Below are 17,868 nucleotides of genomic sequence, written 5' to 3'. Positions count from 1 at the left end.
GTCGCGGCCATCCCACCTGCCGCCAGGTGCTCGCCTATCCCGCCGAGTGGCATTCGAACTGGCGGCGGATGCCGGACAGCATTGCCTGATGCGCGTTGACCGCCTCGCGGGCGGTGAACGCGGCCAGCAGCCGCGGCGCGGTGATCCTGATCCGCTCGGTGAGCCGGGTGCCCGCGTCAATCGGCTCGAAGCTGACCGTTGCGCGCACGTGAACCCCCGGCCACTGGTCGGCCTCGGTGCTGACATCGCCGTCGGTGGGAACCAGCAGCCGCGACCGATAGCTGATCTGAATAGCGAACGGCCCCAATGGAATTCGATCCACTACTCGATAGCTCTGCAGATAACCCTGCGCGGTTTCGCGGCGGTCCGTCGTCTGAACGGACACGATCAGCGGGTGCACGAGTCTGATGTTGTCCAGGTCCACGTAGAAATCGCGGACCCGATCCGGTTGCGCCGGTACCGATTCGGACAACGTCCGCTCGGCGCACGCCACCCACCAGCTCATCCCGAAAACTCCGCGAGCAGACCCGTGGTGCGCCACCAGGTCAGCCCGGCCAACACAATCAGGACAATGACCGTCGCAGCGACTTGGACCGCGTTCCGGCGTTCCCGCGGCGGGTAGACATAGGCCGCCGCGACCAGCCCACCGGTGACCAGCCCACCCACGTGCGCTTGCCAGCTGATCAACTGTGCACTGATCGCCGGAACGACGAAGGTGAAGACCAGGTTGAGCGCAATGACCGCACCGACCCAGCGCACGTCAAGGGCCAGCCGCCTACCCACCACGAAGGTCGCGCCGAACAGGCCGAAGATTGCCCCCGATGCGCCGGCCGTCGCCACGTTGAGCGGCGCCAGCACGTACACCAGCACCGACCCACCCAGCCCGCTCAATGCGTACAGCGCACCGAAACGCAGCCGGCCCAGCCACATTTCGAGCGGCGGGCCGACGACATACAGCGCCCACATGTTCAGTAGCAGATGGGCCGCGCCATAATGCAGGAACGCCGAGGTAACCAGGCGATACAGTTGGCCGTCGGCCACCGCGGGTGACCACAGGGCCAACTGCTTTTCCAAGTTCCCCGACGACATCTGCACGACGAAAGCCAGCGCGTTGATCACGATCAGCGTGTAGGTGACCACCGGCGTGGCCGAGCGCTGCCGACCGCCGAAGCGGGTCCGCGGCTGTCGAACGGTCCGGGCGCCCGCTTGGACGCACGGCACACATTGGTGTCCGACAGCGGCGTCGCGCATGCAGTCCGCGCAGATATACCGTTCGCAACGGTTGCAGCGCACGTACGCCCGGCGACCCGGATGCCGGTAACAGGTCGGCGCTTCGGCCGGCGACTCCGGTGCGCTGGGGCTACTCATCGCACCATTCTTGCCCGGGTCGCCGCCACGGGCGCGTCAGGTTGCCGAACGCATATTTGTCGGCTTTCTTGGCCCAGCGCGTCGGCTTACTGTTTTTTGGTGGAGTCAAGGGCATGACCGAGACCGGAGCCGGAGTCGTCGAGCGCTACCTGACCTGCCTGGCCGCTCATGATTGGGATGGCCTGGCCGCCACCATCGCCGACGACGGCCTGACGCGGGAGGGCCCGTTCTGCGACGTCATCGAGGGCAAACAGCACTACGTCGCCTACCTGCGCAAGGTGCTCACCAATCTCAAAGACCACCAGCTGCGGGTGCAGCGGGTCTCGAGGGTGGATGCGCTGCGGGCATACGTCGAGTTGACTGAGGCGTTCGAGATCGACGGCGCTTCGGCCGAATGGCCCGAATGCATCCTCTTCGAGCAGAACGACGACGGCCTGATCTGCCGCGTCAGCGTGTTCTTCAAACAGGCCCGGGCTGACGCCGACGCGGCGCCCACCAGTTGACTGCACCGGTAGCGGCGGCCGACGACGTGGGTTCACTCAACGTGGCCGGTGTCCGCTCGCGACGATCGGGTAGCGGCTCGCCGGCACGCCTAACTCGGCCCCGCAGCGCCGGCAAAGCCGAATATCACACCGCCGGTGCCACCGGTGCCGCCGAGCCCGCCGAACTGGCCGGAACCGCCGTCGCCGCCGTTGCCGATCAGCCGTGCATTACCGCCGTTGCCGCCGGCGGCGGCCACGCCCAGGCTCGTGCCAGCGCCGCCACCGGCCCCGCCGTCGCCGATGAACCCGCCCATTCCACCGTCGCCCCCGTTGCCTCCGGCGACACCGGCGATGCCCACCCCTCCGGTCCCACCGGCCCCTCCCCAACCGAAGATCCCCGCGTTGCCGCCCTTACCGCCATTACCCCCGGGGAAACCTGTCCCACCGTTGCCACCGGCGCCGCCGTTGCCCATCAGGGTGCCGCCGTTACCACCGGCACCGCCTCCCGAGGAGTTTGCGCTCTCCCCGAGTTGTCCGTTGCCACCGCGGCCGCCGCTGCCGAACAATCCGGCGCTGCCCCCGTTGCCGGCAAGTCCACCGTTGACCCCGCCGATTCCGCCGTCCCCGCCGGCCCCGCCGTCGCCCAGCAGCCCGCCTAGTCCGCCACCGCCCCCGCGGCCGCCATCGCCGGTGCTGCCCAGGCCGCCGGCACCGCCGTCGCCGCCGTGACCCAGCAGCCCACCGTTGCCCCCCTTACCGGCGAACCCACCGTCAACACGGCCGATGCCGCCGTTCCCGCCAGTACCGCCGTTGCCGATCAGCCCGCCCATCGCGCCATTACCGCCGCCGCCGCCATTGCCGGTGCTGCCGAGGCCGCCGGTCCCACCGTCGCCGCCGTTACCCAGCAGCCCGGGCGTGCCACCGTTACCGGCAAGCCCGCCGTTGTCGGCGCCGATACCGCCATCCCCACCGTGCCCGCCGCCGCCGAAAAACCCGGCATGGCCGCCGTTACCGCCCGGTCCCCCGTTGCCGCCGCCGGCGCCCGGTCCACTGACCCCGCCCACGCCCCCGGCGCCGCCGTTGCCGAACAGGCCGATGGCGTTGCCGCCGGCCCCGCCGGGCCCACCATCGGCACCCAAGGCCAGCGCTCCCACGCCGCCCGGCCCCCCGGCGCCACCGCTGCCGAACAGCAGTCCTCCGGCACCACCCGCACCGCCCGCTTTACCGACCACCGCGGTGGGTGTGCCCGGGCCGCCGGCCCCGCCGGCTCCGCCGTTGCCGATCAGCCCGGCCGAACCGCCGTTGCCGCCACGCTGACCCGGTCCGCCGGAGCCGCCGTTGCCGCCGTTGCCGTAGAGCAGGCCACCCGGCCCACCGTCCTGCCCGGTGTTGGGCAGCCCGTTGGTGCCATTGCCGATCAGCGGGCGGCCCAGCATGGCCTGCGCGGGCGCATTGACCGCATTGAGCACGTTCTGCTCCACGGTCTGCAAAGCCTGAAGCGGCGACGCGTTGGCTGCCTCGGCGCCCGCGTAGGAGGCCGCACCCGCGCCGAGCGCCCGAACGAATTGGTCGTGGAAAGCGACCGCCTGGGCACTCAACGCCTGATATGCCCGCGCGTGCGCGTCGAACAGCGCGGCGATGACTGCCGACACCTCGTCGGCACCGGCGGCCAACACCCCCGTGGTCGGGAGTGCGGCGGCAGCGTTGGCCGAGCTGATCGCGGCGCGAATGCCCGCGAGGTCCGTCGCGGCTGCCGCAACCATTGCCGGCGACGCGATCACATAGGCCATCGCTACTATCTCCGATCGAGGCAGCGCCGAGAAGGTCGGGCAGGAGTTCAGCGTAACGGGGCCCGGTGGCGCCCGGGGCAGGAATGAACCTGCACCGGGCTATGCGGCTGCACGCCCAGGCCGCCAGCCATTCCCGTGATCCCGCGGTGAACCGCAACCCCCGAGTTCAAGACCTGACGCCGACCCGGCAGCCGGCCAGGCCTCGACGCCGCGCGACCACTGCGGGTGTTCCCTGGTGCACTGAATTGGCTTACTGTGTGTTGCGTGGAGTCACACGGAACCCCTGAATTGGTGGCCGTCGAAAATTTGCACTCTGGTGACCCGATCACCGATATCAACGGTGGGGGTCAAAGGTACATAGTTCTCGAATCCAAGGCCGTCGGTGATGGCTGCGTGGTTCTCGAACTCGAGTCCAGGGTCGACCATCGACTGCAGGTCATCGAGAAGTCCTTCCCCACCGGCTATCACGTTGGCCGGGCGAACCACCGCATTCTGTAGAGGCGAATTTCGTCGCCTGAATATCCGACCCGCGTGGCCCTTTCGGCGGCTACCGGCTGACTCAGCTATTGCGCGGCGGCCTTATGTCGTTGGGATCGTCGCGGTCCGGCTCACCGAAGCAGCGCGACGGCTCGGCCCGGCCGTATTCGTCATGCCAGTTCCACCACTCATACGGGGCGGACTGCGGGTAGCCCGCCGGGGAGTCCTCCCACTCCTCCTGACGCCCGAGCGCCGTCATGTCGAGGAAGCTCCCCGTAGTGCCCAGCGCCTCGTCGCCGTGGTTGTTGATGAAGGTCGCCGTGGTTGTTGATGAAGTAGGTGCGGAACACCCGGTTGCCGTCATGAATGACGGCGTCGGTGCCATGCCATTGGTCGACGCCGAAGTCGGCCACAACGAATGCGTGCTTGCCTGCCCTGCAGGGCCGCGGCCACGATAACGTGCTACGGGCTCATTCCGTGCATATCCTGACCCTGGGGTGCCACCGGAATCGCCGCGATGACCGCCTTTCTCGATCCGAGTCTGTTTAGCTCATTCGGTTTGCCGTCAACTCGGTAGCGGGGTCTACCGCACGCCGTGTGGACAGGTCGTCGACGCGCCGCGAGTATTAGGGCGCGGTAGGCCGCGGTAGGCCCGCGGTTAGCACTGAGAGGTGACGGATGAAGGTTCCGGGTGTGGCCGACGTCGTCGGCGGGATCACCGGAGGGGCCGCCCAGGCCTTGCGGGCCGGGGTGAGTGGTGTGGCCAGCGCGGCCGGCGCGGTGGAGATGCTGGCCAGCCCGGTGCTGGAGCTGATCGTTCCGGTGGTGGAGGCGGCGGCTCAGTCGACCGGGCATGCGCTCGGCATGACGAATTCCGCTACCGAACGGGCCGGACGCCTCGCGCCGCCGATGCGTTGGCACAGCGGGCGGCGAGTACACCTGGACCTCGATCCATTGCTGCCGTTTCCCCGATGGCACGAGCATGCGGCGGTGCTCGAGGAGCCGGTTCGCCGGATTCCGGGAGTCGCCGAGGCCCATGTGGAAGGCGCATTGGGACGTTTGGTGCTCGAAGTCGCGGCCGACGCCGACAGCGACGCCGTCGTGCACGAGGTGCGCGAAACGGTGTGCGCCGTCGCTGCGGACCTCACCTCCACGGTGTCGGCACCGCGGACCGCGCCCTTCGCCGACCCGGGCAACCCGCTGGCCATTCTGGTGCCGTTGACCGCGGCGGCGATGGACGTGGTAGCCCTCGGGGCGTCGGTGACCGGCTGGTTCACCCGTCTGCCCGTGGCGCCGCGAAGTGCGCGCGCGGCGGCCGCGCTGATGAACAACCAACCTCGCGTGGTGGCGGTGCTGGAGTCGCGGCTGGGCAGGGTCGGCACCGACCTTGCGCTGAGCGCCTCGACAGCCGTGGCGTCCGGGTTGAGCCAATCGGTCGGAACTCCGCTACTCAACCTCGCCCAGCGCGGCCTGCAGCTGTCCGAGGCGGCAGCGCATCGGCAACGATGGCGGGCCCGCGAACCCGAGCTCGCCTCACCCGGCCGGCCCCAGGCACCGGTGGTCCCGGTCATCTCGTCGGCAGGTCACGATTCGCACGCGCCCCGGCACAACTGGGCGGCCACGGCCGCCGGCGACGCCTCGCACATCGTTGTCGACGGGGCGATCGATGCCGCGATCGACACCGCCAAAGGCTCGATGGCCGGGCCGGTCGAAACCTACGTGGACCAAGCCGCCAACGGCTCGGCGGTAGCCGCGGTGGGCGCGCTACTGGCCGGCGGCGGACCCGCCGAGGCCGGCGAGGCCATCCTGGCGGGAGTGCCGAAGGCGGCCCACCTGGGTCGGCAGGCGTTCGCCGCGATCCTGGGTCGCGGCCTGGCCAACTCCGGGCAACTGATCCTCGACCCAGGCGCGCTGCGCCGGCTCGATCGGGTGAAAGTGGTTGTCATCGACGGCGCCGCGCTGCGCGGTGATCACCGTGCCGTCTTGCGGGCGCGCGGCGACGAGCCCGGCTGGGATGACGACCGCGTCTACGAGGTTGCCGACGCGCTGCTGCACGGCGAGGAGGCACCCGAGCCCGACCCCGACGAATTGCCCGCGGTCGGCGCACGGTTGAAATGGGTTCGGGCGCAAGGGCCGTCGGCGGCTCCGGCACAGGGCCTGGAACGTGCCGACCTGATTGTCGACGGCGAGTCCGTGGGCAGCGTCGACGTCGGATGGGAGGTCGACCCCTACGCGATCGCGTTGCTGCAGACCGCGCACCGAACCGGAGCACGGGTGGTCTTGCGCCATGTCGCCGGCACCGAAGATCTGGCCGCCAGCGTCGGCGCGACGCATCCGCCCGGTACGCCGCTGCTGAGGTTGGTGCGCGAACTGCGGACAGATCGCGGCCCGGTGCTGCTGATCACCGCCTTGCACCGGGACTTCGCCTCCACCGATACGTTGGCCGCGCTGGCCATCGCCGACGTCGGGGTGGCCCTCGATGATCCCCGCGCGGCCACACCGTGGACGGCAGACATCATCACCGGCACCGATCTCGCCGCGGCGGTGCGAATCCTGTCGGCGCTGCCCGTGGCGCGGTCGGCCAGCGAATCCGCGGTGCGCCTCGCTCAGGGCGGCACCACCCTGGCCGGCCTGCTGCTGGTCACCGGCGATTCGCGGCGGACCACCACCAATCCGCTCTCCTTGCGCCGCTGGTTCAACCCCGTCAATGCCGCTGCCGCAACCGCTTTGGTGTCGGGCGCGTTCTCGGCCGGCAGGGTGCTGCGGCTGCCCGATCCGACCCCGCAACCGTTGACCGCCTGGCACGCCCTGGACCCCGAGATCGTCTATTCACGCCTGGCTGGCGGATCCCGGCCGTTGGTGGACGAGCCTGGAACCCCGGAATGGCGGCGGCGGCTGGACGACCTCTCCTACACCCCGGTGCTGACGCCGCTGCGCAAACCGGCGAGGAACCTGGTGAAGCTGGCGGCCGCTACCCGGCACGAGCTCGCCGATCCGTTGACTCCGATCCTGGCCGTCGGCGCGGCGGCCTCGGCGATCGTCGGCAGCAACGTCGATGCGCTGCTGGTCGCGGGCGTGATGACGATCAACGCGATCACCGGTGGGGCGCAACGGCTACGGGCCGAGGCCGCGGCCGCCGAGCTGTTCGCCGAGCAGGACCAGTTGGTACGCCGCGTGGTCGTCCCGGCGGTCGCGACGACCCGGCGCCGGCTGGAGGCGGCCCGCACCGCGACCCGGACGGTCACGGTGTCGGCGAAATCGCTGCGCACCGGCGACGTCATCGACCTGGCCGCACCGGAGGTGGTACCGGCGGACGCCCGGGTCTTGGTGGCCGAGGACCTCGAGGTCGACGAATCGCTGCTCACCGGTGAGTCGTTGCCGGTGGGTAAGCAGGTGGATCCCGTCGCCGTCAACGACGACGACCGGGCCAGCATGCTGTTCGAGGGCAGCACCATCGTGGCCGGGCGCGCCCGGGCCATCGTCGTGGCCACCGGCGTCGGTACCGCGGCGCACCGGGCCATCTCGGCGGTCGCCGACGTCGAAACCTCGGCCGGAGTGCAGGCCCGGCTGCGGGAGCTCACCAGCAAGGTCCTGCCGCTGACGCTCGCCGGCGGCGCCGCGGTCACCGGCTTGGCGCTGCTGCGGCGAGCTTCACTGCGTCAGGCGGTCGCCGACGGCGTCGCGATCGCGGTGGCTGCCGTGCCCGAGGGCCTGCCGTTGGTCGCCACCTTGTCGCAGCTGGCCGCCGCGCAGCGGCTGACCGCGCGCGGCGCGCTGGTGCGCGCCCCCCGCACCATCGAAGCGCTGGGCCGAGTCGACACCATCTGCTTCGACAAGACCGGCACCTTGACCGAGAACCGGCTGCGGGTGGTGTGCGCCATTGCGGGTTCGGCCACGCCGCAACAGTCGTTCCCAGACACCGACGACCCGCGCTCGGCGGCGGTGCTGCGGGCCGCCGCGCGCGCCTCCACCCAGCCCCACGACGGGCAAGGACACGCCCACGCCACCGACGAGGCGATCCTGGTTGCGGCGAATTCCCTCGACGGCCATGGTGATTCGGAATGGACTTTGGTGGCCGAGGTACCGTTCGAATCCAGTCGCGGCTACGCGGCCGCCATCGGCAGGACAGCTGACGACGCCCAGCCAGTGCTCATGCTCAAGGGCGCCCCGGAGACGATTTTGCCGCGCTGCCGGTTCGCCGACCCGGACGCCGACCTCGAGCATGCCGAGTCGCTGGTGCACAGCCTCGCCGAGCAAGGCTTGCGGGTGCTCGCAGTCGCCCGGCGTCCCTGGGAGCACGACACCGACGACGACGACGACACCGATGCCGACGCCGTCGACGCCGCCGCCCACGATCTGGAACTGCTGGGCTATGTCGGCCTCGCCGACACCGCGCGCCCGTCGGCGCGGCCGTTGATCGAGGCGCTGCTGGACGCCGAGCGCCACGTGGTGCTGATCACTGGCGACCATCCGGTCACCGCGCGGGCAATCGCCCGCCAGCTGGGCCTGCCGGCGGACGTACGGGTGGTGACCGGAGCCGAACTCGCCAACCTCGACGAAGACGGCTGCGCCAAGATCGCCGCCGACGTACCGGTATTCGCCCGGGTCAGCCCGGAGCAAAAGGTGCAGATCGTGGCGGCCCTGCAACGCTGCGGGCGAGTGACCGCGATGGTCGGCGACGGCGCCAACGATGCCGCCGCCATCCGGATGGCCGACGTCGGGATCGGGGTGAGCGGCCGGGGCTCGTCGGCCGCCCGCGGTGCGGCCGACATCGTCTTGACCGACGACGATCTCAGCGCGCTGCTCGACGCGCTCGTCGAGGGCCGCAGCATGTGGGCGGGTGTGCGCGACGCGGTCACCATCCTGGTCGGCGGCAACGTGGGCGAGGTGCTGTTCACGATCATCGGGACCGCGTTCGGGGCCGGCCGCGCGCCGGTGGGGACCCGCCAGCTGCTGCTGGTCAATCTGCTCACCGACATGTTCCCGGCCCTCGCCGTGGCCGTCACGTCGCAATATGCCGCACCCGACGAGGCCGAATACGAGTCCGAAGAAGAGGCCGAAGAGGCCCGTCGCGCCCACCGGCGGGCGGTGCTGACCGGCCCGACACCCTCCCTGGACGCGCCACTGATGCGCCAGATAGTCACCCGCGGCGCGGTCACGGCCGCCGGCGCGACGGCGGCCTGGGCCATCGGCCGCTGGACACCGGGAACCGAACGCCGTACCTCGACAATGGGATTGACCGCGCTGGTGACCACCCAATTGGCACAGACCCTACTGACCCGGCGGCACAGCCCCCTGGTAGTGGCGACCGCGCTGGGCAGCGCGGCCGTCCTGGTGGGCATCATCCAAACCCCAGTTGTCAGCCACTTTTTCGGATGCACACCGCTGGGGCCGGTTGCCTGGACGGGTGTGTTCGGCGCCACCGCCGGAGCCACTGTGGTCTCGGTGCTCGCGCCGAAGTGGTTGGCCAACACCATCGGCGTCGCGCAAGACGACGATCAGGAGTGAGATTCGGGGCCGGCGAGGGTCATCAGCTCCTTGCGCAGCACCTTGCCGGTCGTATTGCGCGGGATGCGGTTGACGACGTGAATGTCTCGGGGCTGCTCGAATCGAGAAACCTTGCCCTTCACGTACTCCCGTATCTCCTCCGGGTCGATGTCGCGGTCCGGCCGGGTAACAATGAACGCGGCCAACCGATTACCGAACCGTTCGTCGGGAACACCGATGACCGCGTTCTCGGCGATGTCGGGGTGTTGGGCGAGAGCGTTTTCCAGGGCACGCGGATAGACGTTCTCGCCACCTGAGACGATCATGTCGTCTTCCCGCCCGACGATGTACAGCCGGCCCGACTCGTCGAGGTAGCCCATGTCGCCGGTGCTGGCCATGCCGTCGATGACGACTTTGCCGCCTCCGCCGGTATAGCCGTCGGATTTCAGTTCACCGCCGACGAAGATGCGTCCGGTGACCCGGGGCCCGACCGGGCGCCCGCTTCGATCGAAGATGCGGACCGGGCAACCCGCGACGGGCCTGCCCACCGTTTCCGGGGCGGCCCGCAACTCAGCCGGTGTGGCCAAGGATCCGATGCCGACCTCGGTGGAGCCGTAAAGGTTGTACAGGACGTCACCGTAGGTGTCCATGAACCGTCGCGCCAGGCCCGGATCAAGTCGGTCCCCGCTGGAGATCACCACCCGCAGGCACGGAACCGGGTTTCGCGCCCGCACCCGCTGGGGCAGATCCAGGATGCGGGCCAGCATGACCGGGACCGCGCTCAGCGCGTCGGCCCGATGCAGCGACGCTTGCGCAAGCGCGGCTTCGGCATCGAAGCGTCGCCGGGTCAGCACAGTGCCGCCGAGGCCGATGGTCAGCGTGAGCATGCCGAAGCCCAGCCCGTGAAACATCGGCGTGGCCAAGGCCATTCGCGAGCCGACGCGCAGGCGGGTGCGCTCGAGAATTGTCACCCCGACGCCCACGCCCGGGCTCACCTTAGGGGTGCGCGGCACCCCCTTGGGCACGCCGGTCGTACCCGAGGTCAACAGGATGATCCGACCCGACGTCACAACCTCGGGCCGCGCACCACCGCCCATGGTGGTGACCGTCTGCGGATCGATTACCGTTGGCGACTCCCCGGTTTCGGCGATTTGGTCGACGAATTCCTTGTCGCACAGGATTATTCGGATTTGGTGGGAATTCAGCGCGGCCGCCAGCGCAGTGCTGCGGAATTCGGTGTTCACCAACACCACGTCGGCGCCCACCAGGCTCGCGGCAAACACCGACGTGACGAAATTGCGGCCGTTGCGGCACATCACGCCCACTGGCTGCCCCGCCCCGGCGCCGGCATTCGAGAGCTCGTGGGCAATCGATTCGGTCATCGACTGCAGTTCGCGGTAACTCAGCGCGCCGTCATCGTCGATGATCGCGGTCCGGTCCGGCCATCGCGCCGCGGCAACCGCGAGCAGGGTGTACAGATTCATGCCGCCCCGATACAGCTCCCGGGCCAGGCGCAACAGCGCGACCGGGGCAGGCGGGCTGAGCAGTCCGGAGAACAGCACCGCCCGAGCCGCCGTGCTGACCACGCTGCTGACCATCGTCACCCTTCCGTCCGGGCCGAGCCGGCGAAGAACCGGCGGTGCCACAACCCCGCGGCGCGTTCGGCCGGTCCGGCCAGCAGCACCGAGGCAATTTCGGCGGGCCAGAGCCAGGGTGGTTCGTTGGTTCGGGGCCGCTCGATGATCGCTTTGGCGATGGCGTCGGCGGCCTCATCGGGATACAGGCCGGGAAGTCGCCCCAGGAGGGGTGTGGGCTCGATCATCCGGGTCCGCACCAGCGCAAAGTACACCGTCGTCACCTCCACACCGTCGACGTGCAACTCCGGTGAAACGCTGCGCAGCCAGCGGTCGAAGGCTCCCTTGGATGCCTGGTAGGCGCCCCATTGCGGGCCGGGCACCACGCGCACCCCGACGCTGGAGACGTTGACGATGTGCCCGCGGCCGGCCTCCCGCATCGCCGGCAGCAGTCCCAGCAACAGCCAGATCGGCCCCAGGTAATTGATGTCGATGGTGCGCTGGAAGTCGTGCGGCCGGTCGTACTGGTCGTGCAGCGACCGGCGCAGCGACTTGCCCGCGTTGCTCACCACGATGTCCAGCGGACCGTGGTTCTCGTTGATGTGCTTGGTCAGGACGCTGACGGCGGCCTCGTCGGTGAGATCGGCCGGATAGGCGACGGCTGCACCGCCGCCGGCGTTAATGGCAGCCGCAACATCGTCGAGCCGGTCGGCCGATCGGGCCACGATCAGCACCGTCGCTCCGGCCGCGGCCAGTTTGCGGGCGGTCGCCTCGCCGATACCGTAGGACGCGCCGGTCACCAACACGGTCTTGCCGGATACCGCGCCGCGCAGTTTGTCGGGATCCGATAGGCGCGCCGGGTTGGCCAGTCTGGTGCCGGCTTGTGCTACCGCCTTTTCAAAGGAGTTGGCCACCGTCCGTGCTGCCAGATTCATTGGACCGGATCCCCTGATTGCGTTTTCACTATCTTGCCTATCTTGGCAATCTTGGCTCACGGCCGCCATCGCGGTGCAAGTGGCTCCCGTCTACGGGGTTCTACCTCGATCTGCGGCGGTTGTGCAGCTTGCGCGGGTCGACGCCGCAACGGGCCCAGGCCTCGGCTGCCCACGGCGCGTAGACCAACCTCAGCGGTAGCCGGTTGATCAGCGGATTCACCGCCCGGACCACCGCCGCGAACCGCTGAAATCGCTTCTCCTTCCTGGCATCCCAGTCCAGGTCGCAGACATCGCGCATGTGCGACGGCAACGTCCCCACGATGACCAGCCGGGCGTAGGCGTTCAGTGGCGCCGACAGGACCTTCCAGATCGGGCGGGGAACCTTGCGTGGACCCGGTACCCCTTTGCGGAGGTAACCGGTGCCGTACCGGACCGTCTGGTGCGGGACGAACCGCTCGAGCATGCCCTTCCAGTAGGTGCAGAACTCGTCGTAGGTCTGCGGCTGGCCGCGATCGCTGACGCCGTAAAGGCGGTACCAGGTCTTGCTTTCCTCGAAAATCTGCTCCTTCTCCGCGCGCGACAGCCGCCGGATGAACATGTCCGCCGTGTAGAGGATCTGGTCGACGAAGGTGGCATGGGCCCAGTAGAACAACTCCGGGTTAAGCGCGTGATACCTCGAGCCGTCGCTGACGGTGCCTTTGATCGACTTGTGGAAGTCACGCCGTGACGACAATCGCGGCTGCCCCGCGGAACTATCATGCTGTCCAGAATGGGCGCCGAAACCAGCACCGACCAGGCCGAGCCGATCACCGGCCTGGACCGAACCATTCTGGACACCGCCCGCACCGTGTTCGAGACCTACGGCCTGCGCCGCGCCAATATCGAAGACGTCGCGACGCGCGCCGGAGTGAGCCGCAGCACCATCTATCGGCGCTTTCCCACCAAGGACGAACTCTTCGAACGCGTCGTGCGCCGGGAAGCCGAACTGTTCTTCACCACCCTCGACAAAGCCACCGACGGCCTTGATCCGCAACAGGCCGTGGTCGAGGCGTTCGCCCTCGGGGTACGGCTCATCGAAGACTCGCCGCTGTATTCGCGCATCGCCGAAAGCGAACCCGAGCTGTTCGGCATGTTCTCCAGATCACACGTCTTCCCGATCGGCCAATTCGCCGACGGGATCGCGCGCACCCTGCGGCGCTGCGGTGCCGACCTCCCCGACGCCGACCTTGCCAACGTCGCCGACATCCTGCTGCGCGTGGCCGTCGGCATCATCATGTTCCCCACCGATCGCCTCGACACCTCCGACGATGCGGCCGTCCGCGACTACGCTGCCCGCTATCTCGTCCCGATCGTCAGCGGGTAGCCGTGTCACAGCTACCCTCGACTCCCAGGACCCGCTACGCCAGGTGCGGCGACCTGGACATCGCCTACCAGGTGCTCGGCGACGGTCCGGTTGACCTGCTCGTCGTGCCGGGGCCGACCATTCCGGTCGACACGATCGACACCGAGCCGTCGATGTACCGCTTTCACCGGCGGCTGGCCTCGTTCAGCCGGGTGATCCGGTTCGACCATCGCGGGGTCGGCTTGTCGTCTCGGGTTCCGTCGGCGCAGCTGCTCGGTCCCAAGTTCTGGGCCGAGGACGCGGTCGCGGTCATGGATGCGGCGGGATGCGAGCGGGCCACGGTCTTCACGTCCGGCTTCACCGCGACCACGGCGCTGGTTCTCGCCGCCCGTTATCCCGAACGGGTGCAGAGCCTGGTGATCGTCGACGGCTCAGCACGCACGATGCGGGCACCAGACTATGAGATCGGAATCGACCCGAAGACGGCCGACCCGTTCCTCACCGTCGCGATCGAACCGGATGCCGTCGAGCAGGGTTTTGACGTGCTGCGCATCCTGGCCCCCAGCGTGGCCCGGGACGACGCTTTCCGCTCCTGGTGGGATCTCGCCGGCAACCGGGCTGCATCGCCCAGCGCGGCTCGCGCCTTCAACAATGCCGTGCGAGATTCCGATGCGCGCGACTGCCTGCAACACATCACCGCACCGACACTGATCCTGCACCGTGGGCGCTCGAAATACGTTCCGGTCGAACATGGCCGTTACCTCGCCGCCCACGTCGCCGGATCCCGCTTCATCGAGCTACCCGGCGCCGATTCGCTGTACTGGGTCGGCGACACCGCGGCGCTGCTCGACGAGGTCGAGGAGTTCATCACCGGGGTGCGCGGCTCGCTCACCGAGCGGGTGCTCACCACGATCATGTTCACCGACATCGTCGGCTCGACCCAACGCGCGGCCACCCTCGGTGACGACCGGTGGCGCGACCTGCTCGACAACCACGACGCCCTGGTCCGTCACGACATCCAGCGATTCGGCGGGCAGGAGGTGAACACCGCCGGCGACGGGTTCGTTGCGACGTTCAGCAGCCCCAGCGCCGCGATCGCCTGCGCGGCCGCCGTTGTCGACGCGGTCCGGGTGCTCGGCATCCAGATCAGAGTCGGCATCCACGCCGGTGAAGTCGAGGTGCGCAGCGCTCTCAAGGGCGACCACGGCGACGTCGCGGGCATGGCCGTGCACATCGCCGCGCGTGTCATGGCGCTCGCCCAACCCGGGGAGGTGCTGGTGTCCTCGACGGTGCGCGACATCGTCACCGGCTCCAAACACAGCTTCGCCGAGCGTGGTGAACACGAACTCAAGGGTGTGCCGGGCCGGTGGCGGCTTTACGCACTGTTCAGCGACCGGTGACGGGAACCGATTGCCGCCCGTTTCCGACTTGTAGGCTGACAAGGGCACTAACGCCAATCCGAGCCGATTCGAGCCAATCCAAGCCGATTCGAGCCGATCTGAGGAGGGCCGTGGCGGCTCCGGTTGTGGGGGACTTCGACCTCGGCGCCGTGCGGCCGTCGCCGACATACATCCAGCTCGATATCGCCGGGATGTCCTGCGCCGCCTGCGCGAGCCGGGTCGAAACCAAGCTGAACAAGGTTCCCGGGGTGCGGGCATCGGTCAACTTCGCCACCCGCGTCGCGACGATCGACGCCGTCGGCCTGGCGGCCGATGAGCTGTGCGCGGTGGTGGAGAGCGCCGGATACCACGCGGCTCCGCATACGGAGTCGGCCGCTGACGAACGGGATCCCGACGCCGAGCACGCACGCAACCTCCGGTGGCGGCTCCTGGTCGCGGCGGTGCTTTTCGTACCGCTGGCCGATCTGTCGACCATGTTCGCGCTCGTCCCCCACACCAGATTCCCCGGCTGGGGATATGTCTTGACCGTCCTGGCCGCCCCGATCGTGACGTGGGCGGCCTGGCCCTTCCACTCGGTGGCCCTGCGAAACGCCCGGCACCGGACCGCGTCGATGGAAACGCTCATCTCGGTGGGCATCACGGCGGCCACCGCCTGGTCACTGTCGACCGTCTTCGTCGACAGGCAACCGCGGGAGAGCAGCGGCATCTGGCAGGCGATCCTCAACAGCGACTCCATCTATCTCGAGGTCGCCGCCGGCGTCACGGTCTTCGTCCTGGCCGGCCGGTACTTCGAGGCCCGCGCCAAATCCAAGGCCGGCAGCGCGTTGCGCGCGCTGGCCGCGCTGGGCGCCAAGAATGTGACCGTGCTGCTGCCCAACGGGGCGGAACTGGTGATCCCGGCCGGCGAACTCAAAAAGCAGCAGCGGTTCGTGACCCGTCCCGGCGAAACCATTGCCGCCGACGGAGTCGTCGTCGACGGCACCGCGGCAATCGACATGAGCGCGATGACCGGCGAGGCCAAGCCGGTGCGGGCGGCTCCGGACTCCCCGGTCCTGGGCGGCACCGTCGTGCTGGACGGCCGCCTGGTCATCGAGGCCACCGCCGTGGGCGCCGACACCCAGTTCGCCGCGATGGTTCGCCTCGTCGAGGAGGCACAGGCGCAGAAGGCCGGCGCCCAGCGCCTGGCCGACCGGATCTCCGCGGTGTTCGTGCCGGTCGTCTTTGCGATCGCGGTAGTGGCCGGTGGGTGCTGGCTCCTCAGCGGCGCCGGTGCGGACCGGGCATTCTCGGTGACGCTCGGGGTCCTGGTGATCGCCTGCCCGTGTGCGCTCGGGCTGGCCACCCCGACGGCGATGATGGTGGCCTCCGGGCGGGGTGCGCAGTTGGGAATTTTCATCAAGGGCTACCGGGCGCTGGAAACCATCCACGGCATCGACACCGTGGTGTTCGACAAGACCGGCACCTTGACCGTCGGCCAGTTGCGGGTGAGCACGGTCACGACGGCCGGCGGGCGCGATTCCGCGGAGGTGCTGGCGCTCGCCGCCGCCGTGGAAGCGGCTTCCGAGCATGCAGTGGCGACCGCTATCGTCGCGGCGTCGCCGGCCCCGGCTCCAGTCGCCGAGTTCGCCGCAGTTGCCGGATGCGGCGTGTCGGGAATTGTCGACGGCCACCACGTCGAAGTCGGCAAACCCTCCTGGATCACCCGCGACACACCGTCCGACGCCGCGCTGGACGGTGCCCGTCGCGAAGGCGAGTCACGCGGCGAGACAATAGTTTTCGTGTCGGTGGACGGCGTGGCCTGCGCCGCCGTCACGATTGCCGACACCGTCAAGGAGACGGCGGCCGACGCGATCCGGGCGCTGCGCAGCCGTGGGCTGCAGACCATGCTGCTCACCGGCGACAATCAGGCCGTGGCCGACGCGGTAGCTTCCCGGGTCGGCATCGACACCGCCATCGCCGACGTGCTGCCCGAAGGCAAAGTCAGCGTGATCCAACGCCTCCGCGACCAGGGACATACCGTCGCCATGGTCGGCGACGGTATCAACGATGGTCCGGCCCTGGCAGGTGCCGACCTGGGGCTGGCGATCGGGCGTGGCACTGACGTCGCGATCGGTGCGGCCGACATCATCCTGGTTCGCGACGACCTGCACATCGTCCCGCAGGCACTGGATCTGGCGCGCGCCACCTTGCGGACCATCCGGATGAACATGATCTGGGCGTTCGGCTACAACGTTGCCGCGATCCCGATCGCCGCCGCCGGCCTGCTCAACCCGCTGATCGCCGGTGCCGCCATGGCGTTCTCGTCGTTCTTCGTGGTGTCGAACAGCCTGCGGCTACGTAACTTTGGGAGTCAATGATGGCCGAACAGACCTTCTCCGTCGACGGACTGCGCTGTGCGGGGTGCGTCGAAACCGTCACCAACGCACTGACGGCCCTGCAGCGCGTCAACTCCGTCGCCGTCGATCTGGATGCCGACGGCCCGTCGACAGTGCGGATTTCGGCCGATGTGGAACTCACCCGCGAGCAGGTGCAGGCGGCGCTGTCGGGAAGTGGCGACTTTTCCGTCGTCGGCCAGGGGTAGCGCTGGCCACCGCAGCCGCGCTCAGCGAAGAGGATGTGCGGGTTCCGCGCTGATCTCCAAAGCATCAGCGGCGGAACGGATTTCGGGTAATCGAGCGGGATCGGAGAGCAACGCGACCAACGTGAACTCCACGATTTCAACGGGATCGACCGCGAGATCCGGGAACGTCACCGCGTCGAACATCGCCTCGATCAGCCTGGCCGCCGAAACCGGATTCAGTTCGCGCACATCGCCTTCGCCCTGTCCCGCCCGGATGAGATCCACGATCGCCGGCTCGATCTTCGAAACCAGCGCCTGTTCGGATGCCCCGAACAGCGCGGGCCGGCCCCCCGTTCGGGCCTCTCGTTGACCGGCGACTGGTCGTCGGCCAACGTCCGGAACCTCGAGCGGCACGGTGGGAGCCCACATACCTGCGTTCATGCGCAGCTACTA

Annotated in this window: 12 protein-coding genes and 3 pseudogenes; 7 read left to right on the top strand and 8 right to left on the bottom strand. The window is 69.1% G+C overall.

Going from position 1 to position 17,868, the window contains the following annotated elements; all coding sequences use genetic code 11:
• Positions 1-34: 34 nt before the first annotated feature.
• Both EET10_RS00790 and EET10_RS00785 read right to left on the bottom strand, forming a co-directional pair.
• A complete protein-coding gene (locus tag EET10_RS00790) occupies positions 35-505 on the bottom strand; it encodes an SRPBCC family protein (protein ID WP_036399287.1) in 471 nt (156 codons plus the stop codon).
• Positions 502-1,368, bottom strand: a complete 867-nt coding sequence (locus EET10_RS00785) for a rhomboid family intramembrane serine protease (RefSeq protein ID WP_081260578.1) — start codon at positions 1,366-1,368, stop codon at positions 502-504. Before EET10_RS00785 ends, EET10_RS00790 begins: the two co-directional genes overlap by 4 nt.
• 113 nt (positions 1,369-1,481) lie before the next feature.
• On the opposite strand from EET10_RS00785, the gene EET10_RS00780 reads away from it, so the two are divergent.
• Positions 1,482-1,871 (top strand): nuclear transport factor 2 family protein, encoded by a 390-nt coding sequence (locus EET10_RS00780; protein WP_036399766.1) that lies wholly within the window; start codon positions 1,482-1,484, stop codon positions 1,869-1,871.
• An 89-nt stretch (positions 1,872-1,960) separates the two neighbouring features.
• On the opposite strand, the gene EET10_RS00775 is transcribed toward EET10_RS00780, so the two are convergent.
• Positions 1,961-3,640 carry a PE family protein gene (locus tag EET10_RS00775; RefSeq protein WP_122501820.1) on the bottom strand — a complete coding sequence of 560 codons (1,680 nt, stop codon included), beginning with the start codon at positions 3,638-3,640 and terminating at the stop codon, positions 1,961-1,963.
• A gap of 264 nt (positions 3,641-3,904) precedes the next feature.
• On the opposite strand from EET10_RS00775, the gene EET10_RS00770 reads away from it, so the two are divergent.
• Complete coding sequence (locus EET10_RS00770) at positions 3,905-4,138, top strand: hypothetical protein (RefSeq protein WP_063470774.1); 234 nt, start codon at positions 3,905-3,907, stop codon at positions 4,136-4,138.
• Between the two features lie 61 nt (positions 4,139-4,199).
• Here EET10_RS00770 and EET10_RS00765 read toward each other — a convergent pair.
• Positions 4,200-4,524 (bottom strand): annotated as a pseudogene (locus EET10_RS00765) (DUF899 family protein); the annotation flags it as partial.
• 271 nt (positions 4,525-4,795) lie between these two features.
• On the opposite strand from EET10_RS00765, the gene EET10_RS00760 reads away from it, so the two are divergent.
• Entirely contained in the window at positions 4,796-9,625 is a 4,830-nt protein-coding gene (locus EET10_RS00760) for a cation-translocating P-type ATPase (RefSeq protein WP_099187890.1), read from the top strand.
• On the opposite strand, the gene EET10_RS00755 is transcribed toward EET10_RS00760, so the two are convergent.
• From EET10_RS00755 to EET10_RS00745, 3 genes and pseudogenes are all read right to left on the bottom strand, one after another.
• Positions 9,616-11,202, bottom strand: coding sequence for an AMP-binding protein (locus EET10_RS00755; RefSeq protein WP_063467357.1), 1,587 nt, complete (start codon positions 11,200-11,202; stop codon positions 9,616-9,618). The two genes, EET10_RS00760 and EET10_RS00755, sit on opposite strands and share 10 nt — an antisense overlap.
• 2 nt (positions 11,203-11,204) lie before the next feature.
• Complete coding sequence (locus tag EET10_RS00750) at positions 11,205-12,113, bottom strand: SDR family NAD(P)-dependent oxidoreductase (protein WP_063467306.1); 909 nt, start codon at positions 12,111-12,113, stop codon at positions 11,205-11,207.
• Between the two features lie 100 nt (positions 12,114-12,213).
• A pseudogene (locus EET10_RS00745) lies at positions 12,214-12,834 on the bottom strand (oxygenase MpaB family protein); the annotation flags it as partial.
• Between the two features lie 36 nt (positions 12,835-12,870).
• Between EET10_RS00745 and EET10_RS00740 the strand changes: the two are divergent.
• The 4 genes from EET10_RS00740 (at position 12,871) to EET10_RS00725 (ending at position 17,436) form a co-directional block, all read left to right on the top strand.
• The gene (locus EET10_RS00740) at positions 12,871-13,476 is read left to right on the top strand and encodes a TetR/AcrR family transcriptional regulator (RefSeq protein ID WP_122501819.1); all 606 of its coding nucleotides are present in this window, start codon (positions 12,871-12,873) and stop codon (positions 13,474-13,476) included.
• Between the two features lie 2 nt (positions 13,477-13,478).
• The gene (locus EET10_RS00735; RefSeq protein WP_122501818.1) at positions 13,479-14,855 is read left to right on the top strand and encodes an adenylate/guanylate cyclase domain-containing protein; all 1,377 of its coding nucleotides are present in this window, start codon (positions 13,479-13,481) and stop codon (positions 14,853-14,855) included.
• Positions 14,856-14,965: 110 nt separating this feature from the next.
• Entirely contained in the window at positions 14,966-17,212 is a 2,247-nt protein-coding gene (locus EET10_RS00730) for a heavy metal translocating P-type ATPase (protein WP_036399295.1), read from the top strand.
• The gene (locus EET10_RS00725) at positions 17,212-17,436 is read left to right on the top strand and encodes a heavy-metal-associated domain-containing protein (protein WP_036399771.1); all 225 of its coding nucleotides are present in this window, start codon (positions 17,212-17,214) and stop codon (positions 17,434-17,436) included. Before EET10_RS00730 ends, EET10_RS00725 begins: the two co-directional genes overlap by 1 nt.
• Before the next feature lie 21 nt (positions 17,437-17,457).
• Here EET10_RS00725 and EET10_RS00720 read toward each other — a convergent pair.
• Positions 17,458-17,739, bottom strand: a pseudogene (locus EET10_RS00720) (TetR/AcrR family transcriptional regulator); the annotation flags it as partial.
• Between the last annotated feature and the right edge of the window lie 129 nt (positions 17,740-17,868).

Origin of the sequence: Mycobacterium pseudokansasii, assembly GCF_900566075.1 — a bacterium.
Taxonomy (GTDB): Bacteria; Actinomycetota; Actinomycetes; order Mycobacteriales; family Mycobacteriaceae; genus Mycobacterium; species Mycobacterium pseudokansasii.
Note: the sequence above shows the minus strand (reverse complement) of the source record. Positions and strands in the feature narration are given on the sequence as shown.

What these genes read in the sequence shown, in the direction of transcription:
- EET10_RS00755 (WP_063467357.1), bottom strand. Translation starts at nt 11,202, where the DNA reads ATGGTCAGCAGCGTGGTCAGCACGGCGGCTCGGGCGGTGCTGTTCTCC.
- EET10_RS00785 (WP_081260578.1), bottom strand. Translation starts at nt 1,368, where the DNA reads ATGAGTAGCCCCAGCGCACCGGAGTCGCCGGCCGAAGCGCCGACCTGT.
- EET10_RS00780 (WP_036399766.1), top strand. Translation starts at nt 1,482, where the DNA reads ATGACCGAGACCGGAGCCGGAGTCGTCGAGCGCTACCTGACCTGCCTG.
- EET10_RS00760 (WP_099187890.1), top strand. Translation starts at nt 4,796, where the DNA reads ATGAAGGTTCCGGGTGTGGCCGACGTCGTCGGCGGGATCACCGGAGGG.
- EET10_RS00750 (WP_063467306.1), bottom strand. Translation starts at nt 12,113, where the DNA reads ATGAATCTGGCAGCACGGACGGTGGCCAACTCCTTTGAAAAGGCGGTA.
- EET10_RS00725 (WP_036399771.1), top strand. Translation starts at nt 17,212, where the DNA reads ATGGCCGAACAGACCTTCTCCGTCGACGGACTGCGCTGTGCGGGGTGC.
- EET10_RS00775 (WP_122501820.1), bottom strand. Translation starts at nt 3,640, where the DNA reads ATGGCCTATGTGATCGCGTCGCCGGCAATGGTTGCGGCAGCCGCGACG.
- EET10_RS00740 (WP_122501819.1), top strand. Translation starts at nt 12,871, where the DNA reads ATGCTGTCCAGAATGGGCGCCGAAACCAGCACCGACCAGGCCGAGCCG.
- EET10_RS00790 (WP_036399287.1), bottom strand. Translation starts at nt 505, where the DNA reads ATGAGCTGGTGGGTGGCGTGCGCCGAGCGGACGTTGTCCGAATCGGTA.